This window comes from Pannus brasiliensis CCIBt3594 (assembly GCF_036688125.1).
GTDB lineage: Bacteria > Cyanobacteriota > Cyanobacteriia > Cyanobacteriales > Microcystaceae > Pannus > Pannus brasiliensis.
The window spans coordinates 83012-103479 of the sequence record NZ_JBAFSM010000008.1; the positions used below are offsets into that span (position 1 = coordinate 83012).

Annotated in this window: 22 protein-coding genes and 1 pseudogene; 12 read left to right on the forward strand and 11 right to left on the reverse strand. The window is 53.4% G+C overall.

Annotated elements, in window-relative coordinates:
* Positions 1–7: 7 nt before the first annotated feature.
* A complete protein-coding gene (locus V0288_RS05705) occupies positions 8–1180 on the reverse strand; it encodes a glycosyltransferase (protein WP_332864074.1) in 1173 nt (390 codons plus the stop codon).
* A 431-nt stretch (positions 1181–1611) separates the two neighbouring features.
* Here V0288_RS05705 and V0288_RS05710 point away from each other — a divergent pair, with 431 nt between their 5' ends.
* The 4 genes from V0288_RS05710 (at position 1612) to V0288_RS05725 (ending at position 4922) form a co-directional block, all read left to right on the forward strand.
* Positions 1612–2886 (forward strand): glycosyltransferase, encoded by a 1275-nt coding sequence (locus V0288_RS05710; RefSeq protein ID WP_332864075.1) that lies wholly within the window; start codon positions 1612–1614, stop codon positions 2884–2886.
* Positions 2876–3670 carry an MOSC domain-containing protein gene (locus V0288_RS05715; RefSeq protein WP_332864076.1) on the forward strand — a complete coding sequence of 265 codons (795 nt, stop codon included), beginning with the start codon at positions 2876–2878 and terminating at the stop codon, positions 3668–3670. Before V0288_RS05710 ends, V0288_RS05715 begins: the two co-directional genes overlap by 11 nt.
* Positions 3671–3761: 91 nt before the next feature.
* Entirely contained in the window at positions 3762–4049 is a 288-nt protein-coding gene (gene clpS, locus V0288_RS05720) for an ATP-dependent Clp protease adapter ClpS (protein WP_332864077.1), read from the forward strand.
* 45 nt (positions 4050–4094) lie between these two features.
* Positions 4095–4922, forward strand: coding sequence for a CPBP family intramembrane glutamic endopeptidase (locus V0288_RS05725; RefSeq protein WP_332864078.1), 828 nt, complete (start codon positions 4095–4097; stop codon positions 4920–4922).
* Positions 4923–5029: 107 nt separating this feature from the next.
* Here the strand turns inward: V0288_RS05725 and V0288_RS05730 are convergent, their stop codons facing one another.
* Both V0288_RS05730 and cysS read right to left on the reverse strand, forming a co-directional pair.
* Complete coding sequence (locus tag V0288_RS05730; RefSeq protein WP_332864079.1) at positions 5030–5329, reverse strand: hypothetical protein; 300 nt, start codon at positions 5327–5329, stop codon at positions 5030–5032.
* A gap of 297 nt (positions 5330–5626) precedes the next feature.
* Complete coding sequence (gene cysS, locus V0288_RS05735) at positions 5627–7069, reverse strand: cysteine--tRNA ligase (protein WP_332864080.1); 1443 nt, start codon at positions 7067–7069, stop codon at positions 5627–5629.
* 201 nt (positions 7070–7270) lie between these two features.
* On the opposite strand from cysS, the pseudogene V0288_RS25265 reads away from it, so the two are divergent.
* Positions 7271–7471, forward strand: a pseudogene (locus V0288_RS25265) (photosystem I reaction center subunit IV); the annotation flags it as partial.
* A gap of 415 nt (positions 7472–7886) precedes the next feature.
* Here V0288_RS25265 and V0288_RS05745 read toward each other — a convergent pair.
* The 3 genes from V0288_RS05745 to fdhD all read right to left on the reverse strand — a co-directional run bounded on the left by V0288_RS05745 (position 7887) and on the right by fdhD (position 9869).
* Positions 7887–8243, reverse strand: coding sequence for a hypothetical protein (locus V0288_RS05745; RefSeq protein ID WP_332864081.1), 357 nt, complete (start codon positions 8241–8243; stop codon positions 7887–7889).
* 135 nt (positions 8244–8378) lie between these two features.
* Positions 8379–8735 (reverse strand): KGG domain-containing protein, encoded by a 357-nt coding sequence (locus V0288_RS05750; RefSeq protein ID WP_332864082.1) that lies wholly within the window; start codon positions 8733–8735, stop codon positions 8379–8381.
* A gap of 300 nt (positions 8736–9035) precedes the next feature.
* Positions 9036–9869: a formate dehydrogenase accessory sulfurtransferase FdhD gene (gene fdhD, locus V0288_RS05755; RefSeq protein ID WP_332864083.1), complete on the reverse strand. Its 834-nt coding sequence runs from the start codon at positions 9867–9869 to the stop codon at positions 9036–9038.
* 360 nt (positions 9870–10229) lie between these two features.
* Here fdhD and V0288_RS05760 point away from each other — a divergent pair, with 360 nt between their 5' ends.
* Entirely contained in the window at positions 10230–10664 is a 435-nt protein-coding gene (locus V0288_RS05760) for a peroxiredoxin (protein WP_332864084.1), read from the forward strand.
* A gap of 144 nt (positions 10665–10808) precedes the next feature.
* On the opposite strand, the gene cruG is transcribed toward V0288_RS05760, so the two are convergent.
* Together cruG and cruF are read right to left on the reverse strand one after the other, a co-directional pair.
* On the reverse strand, positions 10809–12005 hold the full coding sequence (gene cruG / locus V0288_RS05765; protein WP_332864085.1) for a 2'-O-glycosyltransferase CruG: 1197 nt from the start codon (positions 12003–12005) through the stop codon (positions 10809–10811).
* Between the two features lies 1 nt (position 12006).
* Positions 12007–12930, reverse strand: a complete 924-nt coding sequence (cruF, locus tag V0288_RS05770) for a gamma-carotene 1'-hydroxylase CruF (RefSeq protein ID WP_332864086.1) — start codon at positions 12928–12930, stop codon at positions 12007–12009.
* A gap of 370 nt (positions 12931–13300) precedes the next feature.
* Between cruF and V0288_RS05775 the strand changes: the two genes are divergently transcribed.
* Both V0288_RS05775 and ruvX read left to right on the forward strand, forming a co-directional pair.
* Positions 13301–14542: a GNAT family N-acetyltransferase gene (locus V0288_RS05775; RefSeq protein WP_332864087.1), complete on the forward strand. Its 1242-nt coding sequence runs from the start codon at positions 13301–13303 to the stop codon at positions 14540–14542.
* Complete coding sequence (gene ruvX / locus V0288_RS05780; protein ID WP_332864088.1) at positions 14542–14970, forward strand: Holliday junction resolvase RuvX; 429 nt, start codon at positions 14542–14544, stop codon at positions 14968–14970. Before V0288_RS05775 ends, ruvX begins: the two co-directional genes overlap by 1 nt.
* 158 nt (positions 14971–15128) lie before the next feature.
* Here ruvX and apcB read toward each other — a convergent pair whose 3' ends face one another.
* Both apcB and V0288_RS05790 read right to left on the reverse strand, forming a co-directional pair.
* Positions 15129–15638 carry an allophycocyanin subunit beta gene (gene apcB, locus V0288_RS05785; protein WP_332864089.1) on the reverse strand — a complete coding sequence of 170 codons (510 nt, stop codon included), beginning with the start codon at positions 15636–15638 and terminating at the stop codon, positions 15129–15131.
* Between the two features lie 137 nt (positions 15639–15775).
* Positions 15776–15937: a hypothetical protein gene (locus V0288_RS05790; RefSeq protein WP_332864090.1), complete on the reverse strand. Its 162-nt coding sequence runs from the start codon at positions 15935–15937 to the stop codon at positions 15776–15778.
* A gap of 14 nt (positions 15938–15951) precedes the next feature.
* Here V0288_RS05790 and glnA point away from each other — a divergent pair, with 14 nt between their 5' ends.
* Complete coding sequence (glnA, locus tag V0288_RS05795; protein ID WP_332864091.1) at positions 15952–17373, forward strand: type I glutamate--ammonia ligase; 1422 nt, start codon at positions 15952–15954, stop codon at positions 17371–17373.
* A 52-nt stretch (positions 17374–17425) separates the two neighbouring features.
* Here the strand turns inward: glnA and V0288_RS05800 are convergent, their stop codons facing one another.
* Complete coding sequence (locus tag V0288_RS05800) at positions 17426–17581, reverse strand: hypothetical protein (protein WP_332864092.1); 156 nt, start codon at positions 17579–17581, stop codon at positions 17426–17428.
* Between the two features lie 11 nt (positions 17582–17592).
* Between V0288_RS05800 and V0288_RS05805 the strand changes: the two genes are divergently transcribed.
* From V0288_RS05805 to V0288_RS05815, 3 genes are all read left to right on the forward strand, one after another.
* A complete protein-coding gene (locus tag V0288_RS05805; RefSeq protein ID WP_332864093.1) occupies positions 17593–18603 on the forward strand; it encodes a pentapeptide repeat-containing protein in 1011 nt (336 codons plus the stop codon).
* A gap of 123 nt (positions 18604–18726) precedes the next feature.
* On the forward strand, positions 18727–19785 hold the full coding sequence (bioB, locus tag V0288_RS05810; RefSeq protein ID WP_422661913.1) for a biotin synthase BioB: 1059 nt from the start codon (positions 18727–18729) through the stop codon (positions 19783–19785).
* A complete protein-coding gene (locus V0288_RS05815; protein ID WP_422661910.1) occupies positions 19757–20407 on the forward strand; it encodes a biotin transporter BioY in 651 nt (216 codons plus the stop codon). The genes bioB and V0288_RS05815 overlap by 29 nt, the downstream gene beginning before the upstream one ends.
* Positions 20408–20468: the final 61 nt, after the last annotated feature.

A 20468-nucleotide genomic window follows, 5' to 3' on the forward strand; every position in this document is an offset into this window, starting at 1 on the left:
CCGACGATCAGGAACCGGCCTCGATCGCTTCGGCCCAAGCGGCGGCCGAGCTTTCCCAAGTATCGCGCGCCGCGATCGCCCGACACCGTTCGCGTTCTTGTTGCAATCGATCGGGATTTTTCAGTAGCTCGACCACTTTCCAGGCCAGGGCTTGCTGGGTGGCGGGGTCAGCGGGTTCACCGGGGACTTTCACGCAGTAGTCTTTCTCTTGGAAAACGGCGAAATCCGTCACCACCGGCACACAACCCACGACCGCCGATTCGCGCGCGGAAATACAGTCGATTTCCCGATAGGTACAACCGTAGTAATGGATGGCCGAGCGAGCTTTTTCCTCGATCAATTGACGGTAGCCGACCATGCCGCGATCGACCACCCCCGGACTGGCCTCGATCAACGCGATCAGGCGATCGCGCGCTTCCCGTTTGTCCGGAGCGTCGTCCCGCTTGGTAAAACCGTAGTAGAGATGTAGTTCCGCCTCGGGAATCTCCCGCTTGATGATCGGCCAGCCATCTCGCAACATCGACTCTAACCCCCGGTAGTAGCGGGAGGCGTAGACCAGGCGATAGGGTAAACGCTCGCTCTCGGGTACGGTCTCGCTCACGTTCAACAGCGAGCTATCTATGCCGTTGGGAACGATGGCGCACTGGCGATCGGGCATAAAATCGAGAAGATCGCGCTGATATTGGCTTTTACAGAAAATTTTGCTGTAGCCGCCCAGAATTTCCGGTGTATAGGAGCTTGCCGGTACTTTAATATCCTGCCAATCAAAAAAAACCCGTTCGGCACGGGTGTGGGGACGGCGGTAGGTCGGGTGGCGGGAGATCACCAGCGTCTCGAAGTGATCCTCCCAGTTCATACGATAGTAATTCACGTAACGAATGCCGTCTTCCTCTCCTTCCATGCCCTCGCAATTCCCGAAAATCGTGACCTCGTAGCCGCGTTTCGTCCATTCTCGCGATAGAAAAGTGACCGCCGCCTGAGTTCCGCTCGCGCCGTACTGCCACACTTCCGTCGGGAGCTTGGGGCGATACTTTTCCATATAGATAACGATCGATCGCTCGGGCCAGCGACGGGCGCTCAAGCGCTGTTTCACTCGCACTAGAGCGGGCGCGCTGGAGCGTAACCATCGTTCGAGGGAGGTTTTGGGGCCGGATTTCCGGGGCGGAGTAGATTGAGACATTCGGTTCCTGTACAATCGATGGGAATAAACGAATCTGTCGCTCGGCTGAAAAATACGTGCCTGATCATAACACCAAAAGACAATCGCGAAGTTCTCGCGTGACGGAGTTTCTGGCGGGGGCGAAAGTTGGAAATCCTGGCTGAAAACGTCTTTTCTCGGGCTTTCTCTCCCGGGATCTATCGCCGGGGAGACCGTAGCGGGCGCGGGTTGACGCTCGATCGATCCGCTCTCGGAGTCACGGGGAGATTTCTCGATCGAACTTCCCCGGAAACGAACCCCTTGACAGATCGTAGAGATGGTCGTTAAGGTTTTATCGGATACGCGGAAGCTCGATCTCGCGCGCGCTACCGAAACATCGCTTGCGCTTTTTCCCGCGTGGAACCGAGAGAATTATTCAGGATTCGATCGCGATCTAGGTTCTTAGGAGATTTATGAAAATTGTTATCCCGATCGAGTTTTACCGGAAAGGAGGAGTCGAAAGAGTCATTATATCTTTGATCCCGAATTTGTTACCGTTTGTCGAACAAATTATTTTTCTCATTCCGCGCGGACAAATTCCGTATTTTCAATCCGTACTCCCCGAATCCGAAAAGTTTGTTTACGAAGATTTTGCCTTTTATAAAAACAGCGTAGAACCCAAAATCTTCGCGCTCTACGATCTGCTCGCCGCATTTTATAAAACGATAAAACTCGAACGGATTCACGAGCTTTTCAGCCGACGGTTAGTAAGATTACGGATCGAGGCGAGAATCAATCAGGTGATCGATCGATACGGCGCCGATCATTGTTTTTACCCGATGATCAATCGAGTTACCCCCCCGAATCTTAAAGTTCCCTTAAGTGGACTCTCGCACGATTTATTCTGGAGATTCGCCCCGCTAACCTATTCGGAATCCTATCGGGAAACCTACGATGAACTCTTAAAAGAATGGCTAGATAAAGCCGATATTATCTTTACTAACTCTCGCAAAACAAAAAACGAGATCCTACGAGTTTTTCCCAACGCCACCTACGAGAGAAAAATAAAAGCTATTCCCCTCGCGGGATCGATCGACCGGCCATCGACCGAAAATACTCCGGAGAGATCCGACCCCGTAACGTTCTACTATCCGTCCTCCTTCGGCATCTATAAAGATCATCTCACTTTAGTGAAAGCGGCGGTTAAACTCGCTCGAAAAGACTTGAACTTCAAGATCGTCCTGATCGGCAAAGAAACCGATAGCCTCTTGAACGGAAAACTTCAGTTATCCCAACAATCGAAAACGGAAGAATATCGAGACTATTTAGAAGAATGTAATCGAATTCACGCGGAAAATCGAGAAATTATCGATCGCTATATCGAGGGACTGGGCTATCAAGATTACGAAACACTCGAATTCTATTACCGAATCTGCTCCTGCGTGGTGTTCACCTCGAAATACGAGGGTTTCGGGTTAGCGCTGGCCGAATCGATCGTCCGGGGAATCCCGGCGATCGTCTCCGATCTGGAAGTGTTTCGCGAACAGGTAGAATTGTATAATTGTGGCGATCGAACTCGGTTTTTCCCCGCGGGAGACGCGGACGCGCTCGCCGATCGTCTCGAAGAATTTATCCGCGCCCCGATCCCCCGTCTCCTTCCCGAAGACATCCCCTCGAAAATTAACCTCTGGACGTGGGAGGATGTCGCGAAAGAATATATCGCTACCTTCCAAGAAAATGCGCGTTAATTCTCTCTATATCTACCCGATTAAATCCTGCCGAGGCATTTCCCTATCGCGCGCGGAAGTTACCCCGAAAGGCTTCCGGCACGATCGGGAAATGATGCTAGTGGACGCGAGCGGTAAATTTCTCACCCAGCGACAACACCCGAAAATGGCCACGATCGGGGTAACGTTAGCGGGAGAGAGTATCGCGCTATCCGCGGGCGATCGAGAGATCTCCTTTCAACCCACTTTCACCGGCGAAAAAATTCCCGTGGAAGTGTGGGGAGATCGGGCGATCGCCATCGATCAGGGGGACGAGGTGGCGCGCTGGTTCGAGGAGGTTCTGGAAATTCCCTGTCGATTAGTCCGGCAATCTCCCGACGAGATCCGTCCGGTTAACCCGAGCTACGCGGGCGATTCGTCAACTCCCGTCAGTTTCGCCGACGGATACCCGATTTTATTAACCAATACCGCTTCACTCGCCGATTTAAACGATCGACTGACCGAAAAAATCCCGATGATCCGTTTCCGTCCCAATCTCGTCATCGAGAGCGAGCGTCCCTTTATCGAGAGCGGGTGGAAATCGATCGAGATCGCGGGAATTCTCTATTCCCTCGTCAAACCCTGTAGTCGTTGCCTGATCACCACCACCGATCAACAAACGGGGGAAAGAAACCCGACGAAGGAACCGTTAAAAACCCTCGCCACCTACCGGACTTTTGCTGGCGGGATCATGTTCGGGGAAAATGTCATCCCCCGAAAGACGGGGATGATAGCGGTAGGCGATCCGGTGACGATTCTCGAATAAACGCGCCCTTCCCCGATCGGGAAAATTTATAGTACACTGCGAAAAGTTGAATCAATACTCGTGTCACGCGATTTACTGGAGGAATTTAACGGTGTCTACAGAAGTTATCGAGAAGCGCTCGACATCCACTATCCGTAAACCCGCCCCCCGTTACCGCGTCTTACTCCACAACGATGACTTTAACTCGATGGAGTATGTCGTTCAAACTCTCATGCAGACGATCGCCGGGATGACCCAACCCCAAGCGGTCGATATCATGATGGAAGCGCACACCAACGGCACCGCGCTGGTGATCACCTGTATTCAGGAACACGCGGAATTTTATTGTGAAACCCTGAAAAATCACGGTTTGGATAGTTCGATCGAACCGGACGAGTAATTTCACGCCACGGGGAGACGGGCAGAACGGGGGAGAAAAAATAATTTGAACAAATCGATCGCCTCTTATCCGGTTCTCGCGAGACTGATCCTCTTTCTCGTCTTCCTGCTGTGTCTCTGGCTACCGATCGCGGGTCCCGTCTATCTCCTCTTTCCGAACGAGCCGAAAATCGTCTCGATCGTCGTGTTGGTAACGGTTTACGTCGAATTTCTCTGGCTATCGAACCGCTGGAGTCGGCAGGTTCACGGCGATCGGGGTTTAGCCGCTTACGGTTTAGTATGGCGACGGAAAACGGGAATCGAGTGTTTGAACGGGTTAGCGATCGGTCTGATCCTTCCTTTCGTTCTTTTTCTCGTCGGCTCGCTATTCGGTTGGATCGCCTGGCAAGCGCCGGGGATGAATGTTACCCGACTGATTCTAGAAGGTTCGTTAACGGCGTTAGGAGTGGGTTTCGCCGAGGAAATACTCTTTCGCGGCTGGTTGCTGTACGAGTTCGGGAAGGATTATCGCGATCCCCTGCCGTTGTGGATTACCTCGCTGATTTTCGCCCTCGTTCATTTTATCAAACCCCTCGCCGAAGTGATCCGCACTTTCCCCCAATTTCCCGCGCTGGTTCTTTTAGGAATGATTTTAGCGTGGGCGAAACGCGCGACAGGCGATCGATTAGGGATGAGTATCGGTCTTCACGCGGGTTTAATCTGGTCTTACTATATCTTGGATGTCGGCGATCTCGTTTCTCCGACCGGACGCGTTCCCTCTTGGGTAACGGGTATCGATAACAACCCTCTCGCGGGGTTACTGGGATTAGGATTTCTCGGGGTTCTCGCTCTCTGGATCAGACGGAAAGCGGAGACGAAAAGCGGAGCGAATTAATTTTTAAAATAGTCGGGGAACAATAGGCTAACGGGAAACAATCTTAGCGATTTTTCTGCCGTGATGAAGTTGAATTCACCCTCGATGTCCATCGGTTCGATCGAAAATTAAAAGCCGGTAGATTCCCATCGCTGAAAATTCCACGGCTCCGACCAGTAAGCTTTAATCTCGCGCGAGCCTTCCGTCCAGGTACAGTGAATCTGCGTCCGGCTATTCCCTTGAACGACGGGTTTTCCGCACTGCGGTTGAAAACCTAAAATATTACTGATTTCCACCGGCGCTATCTGGTAGGCGTTGAGCGCTCGCTTCTCGGTGATTTTACGTTCGACAGCGACCTTATTGACGGGTGTTAGGTAAACGTAAAAGTTCTGACTCAACAAAATCGGGGCTAACAAGTTTTCCAGCATAGTAGTTCGGGCGAATCACGATCAACCTCTTCAAGAATTATTACTTGATTTCCGAATTTTCGCCAGCGCTTAATAAAAACTTTACGTTTTAAAGCGCGTGATTCCCGATCTTTACGGGGGCTTAACAAAACCCCGATCTTCCTCGATCGCGAAATTTCCCCGATCGAACCCGCGCGCGCGATCCGCGAAAAAATACCGAGAATCTTTTCAATTCCGTCGGCAAAATGTAGTTCACAATACAGTTAATCGCGAGAGAGCGATCGTGTCCTAGAAGAAACCGCGAAAACCCGAAGAGCGTTATCCCTCCCTGATCCACGTCGTCACGCCACCGGGCCGATCGATCAGCGCGATCCCCCGCGATTTCAACTCCTCGCGAATGCGATCGCTTTCCGCGTAATTTTTCGCCTTTTTCGCGGTGGCCCGCTGTTGGATTAACGCCTCGATCTCGCTATCCGAGATGCCGTCCGTCGCCGGAAGATCGATCGAGGCCGGATCGATTTCCAACCCTAAAACCCCCGCCAATCGAGCGAGCGTGTGCCATTTTACCGCTAGATCTTCTAAACTCGCTTCCGTCTTACCCGTGTGCGATAAATTATTCCCTTCCTTGCGTAACTCCTTCGCGATCTCGAACAGAACCGCCAATCCGCCCGCGAAGTTAAAATCGTGATTCACCGCCTCGATAAAGCGATGTTCCAGTTCCGGTTCGATCGAACCCCCGCCGTTTTCCCCCGACAGGTACCGGTAGCCGAACGATAATCCGTCCCGGAGCGTGTGCCAGCCATTGGTAGCCGCCTGTAATCCCTCGTCGGTAAAATCGATCGGTTTGCGGTAATGCGCCCCCAGAATCAGCGATCGCACCGCCATCGGCTCGTATTTATCCAATAGCTCCCGAATCGTGATGAAATTTCCCAACGATTTCGACATTTTCTCGCCGCCGACCTTCACCATGCCATTATGGAGCCAGTAGCGCGCGAGGGGTTTTCCCGTGGCCGCCTCGCTTTGGGCGATCTCGTTCTCGTGGTGAGGAAAGATCAGATCGCTTCCCCCGACGTGAATATCGATCGTCTCCCCTAACTGTTCCCGCACCATCGCCGAACACTCGATATGCCAGCCCGGCCGTCCCTTGCCCCAGGGAGAATCCCAACTCGGTTCCCCCTCCTTCGCCCCCTTCCATAGTGCGAAATCGAAGGGATCGTGTTTTTTGAGCGCTTCGGGATCGTCGGTTTCTACCCGCCCGCTCGCGCCCGCCCGCAGATCGTCGAGTTCCCGCCCCGATAACTTACCGTAACCCTGGAAACGGCGAACCGAGTAATAAACATCCCCGTCCGCCGGGTACGCGTAGCCCTTCTGTTCTAGTTCGTGGACCAATCGTTTGATCCCGTCGAGGGTGTGGGTGGCGCGGGGGTACGCGTCCGCCGGTTTCACCCCCAATCTCTCCATATCCTCGAAATACGCCGTGATAAAGCGCTCCGCTACCGATTCCATCGTCGTTCCCTCTCGCTTGGCGCGATTGAGGATTTTATCGTCGATATCGGTGAAATTCTGAATATAGCGAACTCGATAGCCGAGATACTGCAAATAACGACGGACCACATCCCAGACAACACAGGTACGCGCGTGACCCAAGTGGCAATAGTCGTAGACGGTGATACCACAGCAATACATCCCGACACTACCGGGAATGAGCGGATCGAAGGGTTCCTCGCGACGGGTCAGGGTGTTGTGCAGGGTTAACGTCATGGGATGAGGTCAATTGAAAATCGGCAAACAATACTGTCATTCTATCTTTAATCGGCCGGGGGATCTCACTTTAGATGATCTGGAAAATCGGCGGGTTACAACCGGGGAAAGATTCTCGGAGCGATCGAAAAGGGGTATTTATCTAGGGTAGATGAACATCGAGCATCACAATAACCTTTAGAAAAGTCGAGGATCGCTAGTATGGAACGCGGTGATAAAGTGCGGGTTCTCCGTCACGAATCTTTCTGGTATCAAGATATCGGTACGGTGGTTTCTTTCGAGCGTAGTAAAACAAAATATCCCGTGATCGTCCGGTTTAATAAAATTAATTACGCGGGGGTGAACACGAATAATTTCGCCTCTAACGAGTTAGAAACGATCGGGACGGGGAACGGCAAAAAAGAGACCACTTACGCCGCGTCCGGGGGCAAACAAACCCCGATCGATCCCGCCCTCCGCCGCACCGGCCAGGGAACCCACGCCGACATCAAACCCACGGCGGGACCGGAAGCCCCCGCGACCGATAACCCCCGTGTCGAGGGCGATCCCAACCAGGGAACCGATGCCCGGTAATTTTTTAGGGATCGGGAAGATCTCCGCTCCCCCCTCTCGCGGGCGGGGTGAATAGAATCGCCCGGAAATTTCCAGAAAACGAGAACGATCCCCCTCATCGGAGGGGGATTTAATTTCGGGCGATCGAGAGAGGGAACGGGGTATTATCTGTCTCTGTCCGGAAGTTCGGACATCTTCCCGACCGACCGGCTAAAAATCGCGATATTTTTATTCCTAGCGGCCGGCTTGTCGTGTATAGTTTAGATCACCACCAGATCCGATCGCCGTTTTCATCGACCCGCGCCAGGCGGATCACGTCGGAAATTTCCCGGGCATCCTTAACATGGTGAAGCGCTTTTCGGGTGCCGTCGGGATATTTCACGATAAAATAGGTCGGAACTTTGACATGATCTCCGGTAATATCGGGTACATCCACCGCGATCTGTTCCGCTTTTTCCTCGATCGATTGCGGGTAGTCGGCGATCCGATCGCCGGGGTTCGCGGTTAGGTTTCTCTCTTTCACGTCCCGTTTCCGTTCGGCGGGAATGGTTTCCCGTTCGTCGGGATCGAGATTTTCCGAGTCGATCGGTCTTCGATCGTCCCCTTCACTGATTTCTTTCATGACTAAATCCTTTTTTCTAATGGGATTTACAGTAATGACAAAACGGGAGAATCTATCGGCCTCCCCCTCCAGCAAGAGGCGGCCGATAAAATCTCGTCGAAAATCGTGAGGCGATCCTAAAAAGAGGAAAGGAGATTATTTCTTTTTCTGGCTCTTGCGAGTGGTTTTCTCGGGTTCCTCGCTAGTTTCTTCCTGAACCTTGCTCTCTTCCGTAGTTTCTTGAGAAGCCTCGCTAGAAGTTCCGGCTTCTTTCTCGGCCTTACTCTTGCGGTTTTTGTGAGAGTTTTTGCCTCCCGCACGACCGATCTCGGCCATGTGGGCGCGATCCCTGCTCACCGCTTCTCCGCCTTTTCGTCCCGCCTCGCGAGCCTCTTCGGGGGTGAACTCGTGGGCCGTGCCTTTCGCGTGAGCCGCTTTGCCACCTTTACTAGCGATCTCGCGTTGTTTTGCCCGATCCATCGAGGCGAAACCACGCTTGCTCGTATCTGCCATGATCTTTCTCCTTGCGAGTTGTGAACTTCTTGAGTCTTTGAGGCTTTACCTCTAATTATAGAAATATATCGGTGAAATGACTTCTTTCTAAAAGAAGATCTTAACGTTTCCCCGGATATATTCGATCGATCAACTCTTGTCGGTGCTGTCGGGATATCCTCGGGGCGAGGGAAATGCCAATCGGTTTTCCGAGGGCCGGGCGCGGGGGAACCGCCATCATCGACTAGAATTATACCGATTAGTAGTTCGAGAAAAAGAAACCGATCGACCGTTCGGGTAACGCGGGAAAGTTTTGGATTTTCAAGAGGCGATCACGCGTTCGGCACCCGAATAAAGATTAAATTTCTTTCCCCGGAGAAATCCGATCGAGGTGACACCGAATTCTCTGGCCAGGGTAACGGCTAAACTACTAGGGGCGGAGACACTACAAACGATCGGCACTCCCGCGACAATACATTTCTGTAGGATCTCGAAACTCGATCGACCGCTTACCATCACGATCCCTCCTTCTAATGGTAATTCTCCCGCGAGAAAGGACGCGCCGATCAACTTATCTAAAGCGTTATGTCGTCCCACGTCCTCCCGCGATCTTAACAGATTTCCGTCCATATCGAACAGTGCCGCCGCGTGTAACCCCCCGGTTATTTTAAATAATCCCTGCGCCGATCGCAATTTATCCCCGAGGGAATAAAGGGTTTCCGCCCGGACTTTTCGATCGTCGTCCCGTCGGACGCGGTTGCGGACTCGAATCGTCTCTAAACTCGCTTTCCCGCACACCCCACAAGCGCTATTCGTAAAAAAATGTCGTTCTAGGGAGGGGAGAAAACGGGACGTTTCTTCACCGAGGGAGACGTTAATAATATTCTCCCGTTGTTGCCCGTCGGCGAGATCGACACAATAGCGCATTCCGACCAACTGATCCCGACTCTCGATCACGCCCTCCCCGTAGAGAAATCCCGCGACTAGATCGAAATCCGCCCCGGGAGTTCGCATGGTGACGGCGAGCGTTTTTTTCGGCTCGACAAGGCGAATTTCTAGCGGTTCTTCCGTCGTTAGATAGTCGAGTCGGGTACGGCTCCCGTTTTCCTCGACGATCGTCACGCGCGATCGGGTATGACTCGCGGGGTGGTTCATGGCGGGCGCGACACTTTTTCTTAATTGTATTATCCCACGGAGAAGGTGAAAGAAAAGATGAGAGCGATATTGAAGCGAAGTGAACCACGAAATACTAGCGGTGTCTTCTTCTAGACCGCTCGCGTAATTCGTTTTCGAGGGGTTAAAAACTCCAAAAACCAGAATCATAGAAGATACATAGGAGCTTTCCGAATTTTTTAACCATAATATTCTTGATTATTCCTCCTAGCGACCGGCTACCGGCTCCCGCTTCCTTAACCACGCGAAACTTTTTGAATCCCGCGAGAGGTCTTCTTTCTTCCCTACTCCCCGAACCTTGATAAGATAAGGGAAGTTAATTTTTGTAAAGGAATCGGAGCTATGGCTTTAACCGTTGGAACGATCGCCCCCGACTTCACCACGATCGATGACGAGGGGAAAACCGTTTCCCTATCCAAATTGAAAGGCAAAGTCGTGGTTTTGTATTTCTATCCCAAGGATGACACCCCCGGTTGTACCAAAGAAGCCCAAAGCTTCCGGGACGAGTACAAACAGTACCAGGATAAAGAAATCGTCGTACTAGGGGTCAGTATGGACGACGCGGCTTCCCACCAGAAATTTAAAGAAAAATACGGTTTACCCTTCCAGTTACTCGTGGATGTCGATGGCGCGCTAACCAAAGCCTACGATGTCGATGGGGGCGGCTACTCCAAGCGCGTCACCTACATCATCGACCCGGAAGGCAAGATCGGCTATGTCGATGATAAGGTAAACACCGCCACCCACGCCGCCGATCTTTTGAAAGTGGTCGGCTAGGGAGGCAGGGGGCAGGAGTGGGGAGTCAGGAGTCAGGAGACAGGAGGCAGGAGGCAGGAGGCAGGAGAAAACAATAATATATATTTTCTCCTCCATCTCCCCACCTCCCCATCTCCCCCATCTCCCCCATCTCCCCCATCTCCTCTACCCATCCCCGTAAACCCGGCCGCGCCAACGTTTGGGACGGGTGAACGCGGAGAGAAAGATCCTCGTTACCGCGAGGGGATCGGCGAGGGGAGATAGCCAGAAGAAGCGAGAGGCGAGAAAAGAACTCTCGGAGCGATCGTAACTGGGCGATACGGCGAATAATAGAGCGAAACGGATAAAAATCAACAATAGATTCAAGCCCAGCGCGATTTTTACCGTCGGGAAATCGTAGCCGAAAACGAGAGCGATCGCCAGTAACGGCGCGACAATTATCGGCAATCCCTGCGTTAACAGTAATAACGCCAGATCTCCCCCTAATTGTGACTGATAGGAAGCGTCCTTGAGATCGATCGAGCGTCCCCATTCCGTCCAGGTTTCCCGCAGTCCCTCGTACATCCGCACCCGGATCAGGTTCGCCCCGTCGAGAAAGCCCACCCGATATCCCTTCGTGGCGATCGAACGGGCGAGGGTAACATCATCGCAAAAAGAACCTTTGGCGACCGAATAGCCGCCTAATGCCTCTAAAACCGAACGTCTACACAAGAAACACTGACCGTTCGCCATCACCCTTTCCGGGGGTTGTTCCCGCACTCCCGCGGAATCGAAACGATAGAGCAATGTCATCAATAAAGCCGGTTGAAACCACCATTCCCCCGGATAGGAAAGGATAAATCGCGGCGATAGGGTTACTAGATCGTACCCCTCCTCGATCGCCGCCGTGACGATCCCGGCCACTAACCCCGGTTCCGGTCGCGTATCCGCGTCGATCCCCAAAATCCACTCGCTTTCGGGAGAACTGAAGAGAAATCCGTTGTGTAACGCCCAGGGACGGCCCACCCAATCCGCGGGCAGGGGATCGTCCGTTTTCAGGCGAATCCGCGGGTCGCGTTCGGCCGCGTCTTTCACCTTCTCCCGCGTACCGTCCCGGGAATTACTATCGACGATCAGGATCTCCCGTACCTCGTAACCCTGCCGACTCAACCCCTCCAGACAGGGGGCGATCCGCTCGACCTCGTTCAAGGTCGGCACGACAACGCTCACCGTTCCCAGCATTTCAGGGGTAGACGGACGGGGAGATAAAGGGGGACGACGACGCGCCCCCTTGAGTAGACGGGATAGGAGGATAAAAAAGGCGATCGACTGAGAAACACAAAGCCCTAAGCCGATCGCACCCACGATTACAGAAGATAACAACTTACTTCGTGCCTCCCACGGAAACAACGGGAATCTCGATCGAGGAAAGCGCCGGGGTGACAATCGTTTCCGTTTCCCGTACCGGGGCGGAAGAACGAGCCAGATTGTATAAAGTGACAATCGGAACGATCCCCGTCAGAATTCCCAAGAAAATCGGCGGATAAATGCCCGCGCCGATACTCATGATCGTCGCGAACCCGAAATTGCCCAGGTACATCAGGAAGGGCAAGGTCAGATCCCGACTCGGTAACGTTACCGGCCGCGCTTTCCAGAATACAGCGGCCACGGTCATAAACACCGCGCCCGTCCCGAACCAACCCGCGAAATTCTGGTAGGGCATCCCGAAGAAAGCGCCGGGCTGTTCCCAGATCCAGAAAGGCATCGCGGTCTGACTCATCGCCGGATCGAGAACGAAATCCCACGAGGTTAACAGTACCGCTCCGATGACGATCGAGCCGATCGCTTTCACCCATCGCGGTAGAGAGAGCGTATCCAATCCCGCGCGGGCGATAATATACGCGCTAAAACCGAGATAAAACCACGATAAAGGAATGGTAAACGGCACTAAACCCGCGATCTTGTAGCCTAATCCCGACAGGTAGCGATAGTGACCGAAGGGGAAACCGGTACTCGTTCCCAGCAGTTCACTACTCAAGGAGAGACCGATCGCCGGGATCATGAATCCCAACCAGTGCCACAATCCCAGCGTCCGGTAGGCGTAGACGGCCACGGCCGCCATTCCCAACACCATATACACCACACCCCCCCCGGCCATCGACCAAGCGAAGGCGGTTTGACCGATCTCGGGCAGACTCGCCACGAACTCGGGATGGGGTAAAACCAATAATAATCCCGCTAACCCGAACGCCATCGATACGATATGGCCGATCAGCAGGGCTTTTTCCAGAGTAAGCAGTCGTCTCATTAACTATCTAGGGCTTTTAATGGGTAGTTACTAGACCTCTCGCGCGGGTTCGATCGGGAAAGACCCAAAAGGGGATAATCCAGAATTTAGCGGGATAAATCGGTTAAACGAGGATTTTAAAGAGATTTTATCCCTTAATTCTCCCTCCTAGCTCCTGGAGAACGGCTCCAGACCTCATCCCGGGCGCGGAATCCGGCGGTTCGCGAGAGGTATCGTTTCTAGTTTACAAATCTTTGTAAAGGATTATTGCGAAAGAGGGATTTTTTTCTTAAGAAAATTTTCAGGAAGAAAATCGGTAAGATAAAGGGAGACAATATCGGCAAATTCTGACCAGTCGCGAGCTATCCCCCCGTTGTAGTCGCTACCCGCCATGACCACCCCCCTCTCTACCGTCCCCGAAACCCAGATCCGTCCCGTCCAATACCGGGATCTAGAAATCATCGAAACGCTAGTCAACGATGATTTCGACGAGGCGACCTATCGGCGGGCGCGAGCGTTCCGCGATCGGGTGCAACAGGTACGGCGTTGGTTCGGACTGTTTAAAATTCTCAGTTTTTTCCCCAATCCCTTCCAATATCGTTTTAGCGTGTACGTGGCCGAGGCGGTCGATCGAGAGGGACAGGAAGAAAAACTTCTCGGCGCGATCGAGGTCTCTCCTTTTAACAGCAGTCGTAGCACCTGGCGCGTGGAACAAGTCCGCGTCAACCCGTCGGAACCCCTCGGCGATTCTAACGGGATCGGCGCGCGGTTACTGCGCTATTGCCTGGAAACGGTCTGGGAAGCGCGGACGTGGGTGCTAGAAATTAATATCCACCAGAAAGATCATCTCGCGCTCTACCGTCAACACGGTTTTCAACCCCTGGCGGAGTTAACCTACTGGTCGTTGCCGCCGCAATTATTACAGGAAATGGCGCGCGAGGAGCCGGATCTGCCCAATTTACTCCCGGTGAGTAACGCCGACGCTCGCTTGCTGTATCAGTTAGATTGCGTGTCCATGCCGCCTTTGTTGCGTCAGGTGTTCGATCGCCACCTCCAGGATTTTAAAATCGGTCTGATCGAGGCGATCGTCGATCGGGCGATGGGTTGGTACGGGAGCGCGGAAATCAGTCGGGGCTACGTTTTCGAGCCACAGCGCAAAGCGGCGATCGGTTACTTCGAGATCCTGCTTTCCAATCAGGACGAGCGATCGCATCAGGCGAAATTAACCGTCCATCCCGCCTATACCTGGCTCTACCCGAAATTACTGATTCAGATGGCGAAAATTACCCGGAAATATCCCAATAAGTCCCTAGAGTTAATTTCCGCCGATTACCAGCACGAACGGCAGGAATATCTGGAGCGATTGGGCGCGGTACGCATGGAACACACGCTCTTAATGTCCCGATCGGTCTGGCACAAACTCCGGGAAACCAAACCGGAACACTCGGGACTCGCGGAAATGCTCCAGGGACTCCAACCGGTTCCCCGCACCCCCATCCCTAGCCGGTTCTCCTGGCTAAAATGGCCGAACTCCCCCGCGAAACCGGTCGAGGCGATCGAATCCCCCCCGGAAAGCAACGCGAAAGCCCCCTCTCCCCCCACGGAACCGCCGGAAAACGGTCATCGAGCCTAATGGAGAGAATTTCGGCACTTGGATTAGATATCGGGAAAAAACGGGTCGGCGTGGCGGTTTGTGACGGGACGGGGCTGATCGCCACGGGACTCACCACGATCGAGCGATCGACTTTCGCGCTCGATATACCACAATTCGAGAAAATTGTCAAGGAAAGAGCGGCCACCATTCTCGTCGCCGGTTTACCCTACACGATGGCGGGGGAGGTGGGAACGCAGGCGAAACAGGTACAGAGATACGCGACCCGACTCTCGATCGCCCTGGGATTGCCGCTAGAGTACGTGGACGAACGCTGTACGTCTCTAGAAGCGGAAGAAATCTTAAAAGAGAGGAAAAAATTCTCGACTCGCGATAAAGGCGCGATCGATCGCCAGGCCGCGACGATCATCTTACAACAGTGGCTGGATACGAGGCGATCGGGAAGATGAGGGGGATAGGGGGTTCGGAGTTCGGAGTTCGGAGTTCGGAGTTCGGAGTTCGGAGTGGGGAATCAAGAGAGAGAAGAGATAATTTCGGGAAAAAATCGAGAGTTTCGAGAAATTTACTCCCTACTCCCTACCCTCCTGACTCCTGACTCCTGACTCCTCTACAGAGACGGATCGCTGAACTCGCGGGCGAGGTGATCGAAGGGGACATCGATGAAAGAGGTATCGGCGATTCCCGCGTCGGCGACCATCGCTTTGACCATTTCTTTCATGATCTGGATGCCGCGAACGGTGGGGCCGATGGGTACGCCGAGGGAATTGTAGACTTCCCGGAGACCCTGTAATACCCGTTCGTCGAGAACGTTATTATCGCCCGCCACCAGCGCGTAACTGGCGTAACGGAGGTAGTAGTCCATGTCCCGGAGACAGGCGGAATAGCGACGGGTGGTGTAGGCGTTGCCCCCGGCGCGGATTAATTCGGGAACTTCTTCAAAAAGGCGCGCCCCGGCCCCTTTGGCGATCGCCGCCGAGTTAGCGTTAATGATAGCGGCCGCCGCGATCCGGTCGGTTCCGGACGAGAAATAGCTTTTCAGGCTATCGATCGCGTTCCGATCGAGATAACGTCCGGTGACATCGTAGTTTCTAATGAGGTTAGTTACCGCGTCTCGCATTAAAGGTTTCTCCCAACAGCAAACTTAAGTTCTAGTTTCACTTCATTTATATTCTCACAGGGATGAACTCCGGGAGGAATATCTCGCGCCAACTCCCCCCGTTCTCTAAGAATTGATACGTTTTTCGATACATTTCTTTACAATAAACCCATCCGTCCTTCCCGACACGCTCGATCGCCACGAGAAATTACAGATTTTTTCAAGCTGTCAGCGAAGGTTTTGTAGCGAAAAATACAAAAGCGCGGTAAACCACTGCCTAGGATGGATTCTTTGAGAACCTGTAGATCCCAGATATACATCGAAGGAGTTTTTCATGCCTGAAACGCCACAAGAAGTCTTGAAGATGATTCAGGACAATAACATCAAGATGATCGACCTGAAATTCATCGATATGCCGGGGATCTGGCAACATTGCTCGTTCTACTACGATCAGATCGATGAAAGCTCTTTCGTGGACGGTGTTGCTTTCGATGGTTCCAGTATTCGCGGGTGGAAAGCGATCAACGAGTCCGACATGGCGATGGTTCCCGATCCGACGACCGCGTGGATCGATCCCTTCTACAAGGAACCGACCCTGAGCATGATCTGTAGCATTAAAGAACCGAGAACGGGAGAATGGTACAATCGTGACCCCCGCGTGATCGCGCGCAAAGCGGTCGATTACCTCAACAGCACCGGATTGGGAGACACGGTATTCTTCGGGCCGGAAGCGGAATTTTTCCTTTTCGATAGCGCTCGCTTCGATCAGACCGAAAACTCCGGCTATTACTACATGGATAGCGTCGAGGGTCGCTGGAATAGCGGCAAAGACGAACCCGGTGGAAACCTCGCCTATAAACCGGGCTACAAACAAGGTTACTTCCCCGTCGCCCCCACCGATACCGCTCAGGACATCCGGACGGAAATGTTACTGACGATGGCCGACTGCGGTGTACCGATCGAGAAACATCACCACGAGGTCGCGACTGGCGGACAGAACGAACTAGGGATCAAATTCTCCACCCTCGTGCGCGCCGCGGATTATTTGATGACCTATAAATATTGCATCAAGAACGTCGCCAGAAAGTACGGGAAAACCGTGACTTTCATGCCCAAACCGATCTTTAACGATAACGGTTCCGGGATGCACGTTCACCAATCGATCTGGAAAGGCGGTCAACCCCTGTTCGCGGGCGACAAGTACGCCGGACTGAGCCAGATGGCCCTCTACTACATCGGCGGTCTACTCAAACACGCTCCCGCGCTACTGGCGATCACCAACCCCACCACCAACTCCTACAAGCGTCTCGTCCCCGGTTTCGAGGCTCCCGTAAACCTCGCCTACTCGCAGGGCAACCGTTCCGCCTCGATCCGGATTCCCCTCTCCGGAACCAACCCGAAAGCCAAGCGTTTAGAGTTCCGTTGTCCCGACGCGACCTCGAACCCCTACCTCGCGTTCGCGGCCATGCTCTGCGCGGGTATCGACGGTATCAAGAACCAGATCGACCCCGGCGAACCGCTCGATGTCGATATCTACGACCTCAGCCCCGAAGAGTTGAGCAAGATCCCCTCGACCCCCGGTTCTCTGGAAGCGGCCTTGGAAAGTCTCGAAAAAGATCACGCGTTCCTAACCGAACCCGGTGTCTTTACCGAGGACTTCATCCAGAACTGGATCAACTACAAACTCGATAACGAGGTCAACCCGATGCGGTTACGTCCTCATCCCTATGAATTCTCCCTCTACTTCGACTGCTAAAGTTTAATCGATCTCTAGTTAAACAATAGGGTGGGCGGATTCGCCCGCCCTATTACTTTAGATAGAGGTTTACCGGTCGAGCGGCAAAAAGCGATCGACCGACACGGTAGATTAGCGGAAAGCTCTCCGGACAGGCTTCGGGACGATCGCGGGGAATCTCTGAAGACGGTTCGCCCGGAGTGGATTTACCCTGGAGGTAAACTAGCATCCGTAAAACTCGTGACAGGAATCCCCCAGGTACAACGTGAAACGTTAGACCCGAATTTTTGGACGGCGGACACGCTCATCTGGCACTACGAACAGGGTGAGCGAGATTTTAGCCGTCTTGACCTCGCGCGGATCGTTTTAATCGGTCTGAATTTGTCGGGGATCGATCTCGGTCGCTGTCTCCTCGAACGCGCCGATCTGAGCGGTTGCGATCTAACCTCCGGCAAACTCGATCGGGCCGATGGCTCTTATATTCGCTTGCTGGGTGCCAACCTGAGCCTGAGTCGGCTCGATCGTGTCAATTTGAGCCACGCGGATCTCGCTTGGACGAACTTGGAAAAATGCTCCCTCGTGAATGCCGATTTAAGTCACGCGAACCTACAGGGCGCGAAACTGATCAAGGCGAATCTTACCGGGGTGAATTTGCGGGGAGCGAATTTACAGGGAGTCGATCTCGACGGTGCGAATTTGAGCCGCGCGGATCTCTCGGGAGCGAACTTACAGGGAGTCAATCTCGACGGCGCCAATTTTAACCGGGTCGATTTTAGCGAGAGCGATCTTTCCGGCGCGGATCTCACCGAGGCGAATCTCTTCCAGGCCGATTTAAGCGGTAGTAAGCTTTTCCGGGCGAATCTAGAGGGCGCGTTCTTGAAACGGACGAGCTTACGCCGGGCGAATCTCCGGGGAGCGCGGTTAAAGGGCGCGGTTTTGCGGGATATGGATCAAAGTTTAGTCCGTTTATCCGAGTTCAACGCCGGGAGCGGGCAAATTTCCCACCGGATCAATTTCAGTTCCGCCTGTATGAGAGGGGTAAATTTAAGTAAAGCGACCCTTAAAAGGGCGAATTTAGGGTATACCTCCCTAAAACAGGTCAATCTGATGGAAGCCATTTTAGCGCGGGTCAACCTAACCGACGCTTCTTTAGAAAGCACCGATTTACGCGGGGTGAATCTCGCGAGCGGTCGTCTCGGGGATGTGAATCTGTCCGAGGCGACCTTACCCGACGGAAGCGTGCATCGGTGAGCGATCGATCCCTTCCCGATAACGCCCCGTCCCCGCCCCGGTGATAGAATGAAGGGATTGTTCTGATAGGGAATCGTGACGATTAACGTGGTAACAGTATCTACAATCCCTTCTACTACCGAAATCCCCCGCGACGGGAGCGAGTTAAAAGTTTACCTGCAACAACTGGCCGAGCGGATTATTAACGGCTACCGGATCGATCGAGAGGAAGCGATCGCCCTCACCACGATCGAGGGACAGGAGAACATCCTACTACTCTGCGAGGCGGCCGATCGAATCCGTCAGGCTTGCTGTGGCAATACGGTCGATCTCTGTAGCATTATCAACATTAAATCGGGAAACTGTTCGGAAAATTGTAATTTTTGCTCGCAATCCGTCTATCACCCCGGCCAGGATTCGCCGATCTACGGCATGAAAAGTCGCGAGGAAATCGTCGAGAGCGCGAAAGCCGCCGCGGCCGCCGGGGCAAAACGCTTCTGCTTGGTCAGTCAGGGGCGAGGCTTGAAATACAATAGCCCGAAATCGAAAGAATTCGAGGAAATTCTGGAAACCGTCCGAGAAATCCGGGAGAACGCCGGGATTAAACCCTGTTGCGCCCTCGGAGAGCTAACCCTCGAACAGGCCGAAGCGCTCAAGGAAGCCGGAGTCACCCGCTACAATCACAACCTAGAAGCCTCCGAGGACTTTTACCCGAATATCGTCACCACCCACACCTGGCAAGATCGGGTAGAAACGGTGAAAAACCTCAAAGCGGCGGGAATTCAAGCCTGTACGGGCGGGATTATCGGTATGGGGGAAAGTTGGGGCGATCGGATCGATCTCGCTCTCTCCCTGCGGGAATTGGAAGTCGAATCCGTACCGATCAACCTGTTGAATCCCCGCGAGGGAACCCCCCTCGGCCACGTCCCGAAACTCGATCCCTTTACCGCCCTTCAAGCGATCGCCATTTTCCGGTTTATCCTGCCGCGACAGATCCTCCGTTACGCCGGGGGACGGGAAGCGATCATGGGAGAAATGCAAAATATGGGCTTAAAGGCGGGAATTAATGCTATGCTGATCGGGCATTACCTGACTACCCTGGGACAGCCCGCGGAGCAGGATCGCGCAATGTTAGCCTCTCTCGGCCTATCCGGGGGAGAAGCCCCGATACCCGGTGAATACCAATCCCCACAGGAAACCTAAATCGCGCCGATCGGAACAAGCCCCGGCGAAGCGGAATTCGATGTCGGTTCCCAACGAGTTATTATGGGCGTTTATCGGCTTATTGCTGACGATTTTCAGTACCTTTGTCGAGGCATCGATCGCCGGTTGGTCGGGGTCGGCACTAGCGGCCTACAGATTAGGCGTGACCTATCAAATCGGGGCGGTACTGTTCATCGGTTGCGCGGGCGGTCGGAACGCGGCGCTGATCTCGCAGATCGCTTACGTTTTCCTCGGTTTAACCTGGTTGCCCGTTTTCGCCGAGGGAGGAGGGCTAGACTATCTCGAAAAACCGAGTTTCGGCTATATTCTCGGTTTTATCCCCGGTGCGGCGATTTGCGGTTGGTGGTCGTTCCGATCGCGGCTCAAACTGGAAACCCTCGGCATCGGCGCGCTTTTCGGGTTATTGGCGATCCATCTGGTTGGCATCCTTTACACGATCGGATTATTTCTATTGAACTCCCGCGGGAGTCAAGTGGTATTTCCCGATAGTTTGCCCTCGGCTCTGGTGAATTACTCGGTTCTCCCCTTTCCCGGTCAGTTGGTGGTCGCCTGTGCCGCCGTCCTACTCGCTTTTTTCGTTCGCAAGGTATTATTTTATTAAAATCGGGGAGCCGGCGACAAAAGTGGGCAAAATGAAGGAAAACCTTCATTATTTAAACCGT

Coding starts and splice junctions, on each gene's coding strand:
- V0288_RS05705 (WP_332864074.1), bottom strand. CDS start 1,180: ATGTCTCAATCTACTCCGCCCCGGAAATCCGGCCCCAAAACCTCCCTC.
- V0288_RS05710 (WP_332864075.1), top strand. CDS start 1,612: ATGAAAATTGTTATCCCGATCGAGTTTTACCGGAAAGGAGGAGTCGAA.
- V0288_RS05715 (WP_332864076.1), top strand. CDS start 2,876: ATGCGCGTTAATTCTCTCTATATCTACCCGATTAAATCCTGCCGAGGC.
- V0288_RS05730 (WP_332864079.1), bottom strand. CDS start 5,329: ATGCTGGAAAACTTGTTAGCCCCGATTTTGTTGAGTCAGAACTTTTAC.
- cysS (WP_332864080.1), bottom strand. CDS start 7,069: ATGACGTTAACCCTGCACAACACCCTGACCCGTCGCGAGGAACCCTTC.
- V0288_RS05745 (WP_332864081.1), bottom strand. CDS start 8,243: ATGAAAGAAATCAGTGAAGGGGACGATCGAAGACCGATCGACTCGGAA.
- V0288_RS05750 (WP_332864082.1), bottom strand. CDS start 8,735: ATGGCAGATACGAGCAAGCGTGGTTTCGCCTCGATGGATCGGGCAAAA.
- fdhD (WP_332864083.1), bottom strand. CDS start 9,869: ATGAACCACCCCGCGAGTCATACCCGATCGCGCGTGACGATCGTCGAG.
- V0288_RS05760 (WP_332864084.1), top strand. CDS start 10,230: ATGGCTTTAACCGTTGGAACGATCGCCCCCGACTTCACCACGATCGAT.
- cruF (WP_332864086.1), bottom strand. CDS start 12,930: ATGAGACGACTGCTTACTCTGGAAAAAGCCCTGCTGATCGGCCATATC.
- V0288_RS05775 (WP_332864087.1), top strand. CDS start 13,301: ATGACCACCCCCCTCTCTACCGTCCCCGAAACCCAGATCCGTCCCGTC.
- ruvX (WP_332864088.1), top strand. CDS start 14,542: ATGGAGAGAATTTCGGCACTTGGATTAGATATCGGGAAAAAACGGGTC.
- apcB (WP_332864089.1), bottom strand. CDS start 15,638: ATGCGAGACGCGGTAACTAACCTCATTAGAAACTACGATGTCACCGGA.
- V0288_RS05790 (WP_332864090.1), bottom strand. CDS start 15,937: ATGTATATCTGGGATCTACAGGTTCTCAAAGAATCCATCCTAGGCAGT.
- glnA (WP_332864091.1), top strand. CDS start 15,952: ATGCCTGAAACGCCACAAGAAGTCTTGAAGATGATTCAGGACAATAAC.
- V0288_RS05800 (WP_332864092.1), bottom strand. CDS start 17,581: ATGCTAGTTTACCTCCAGGGTAAATCCACTCCGGGCGAACCGTCTTCA.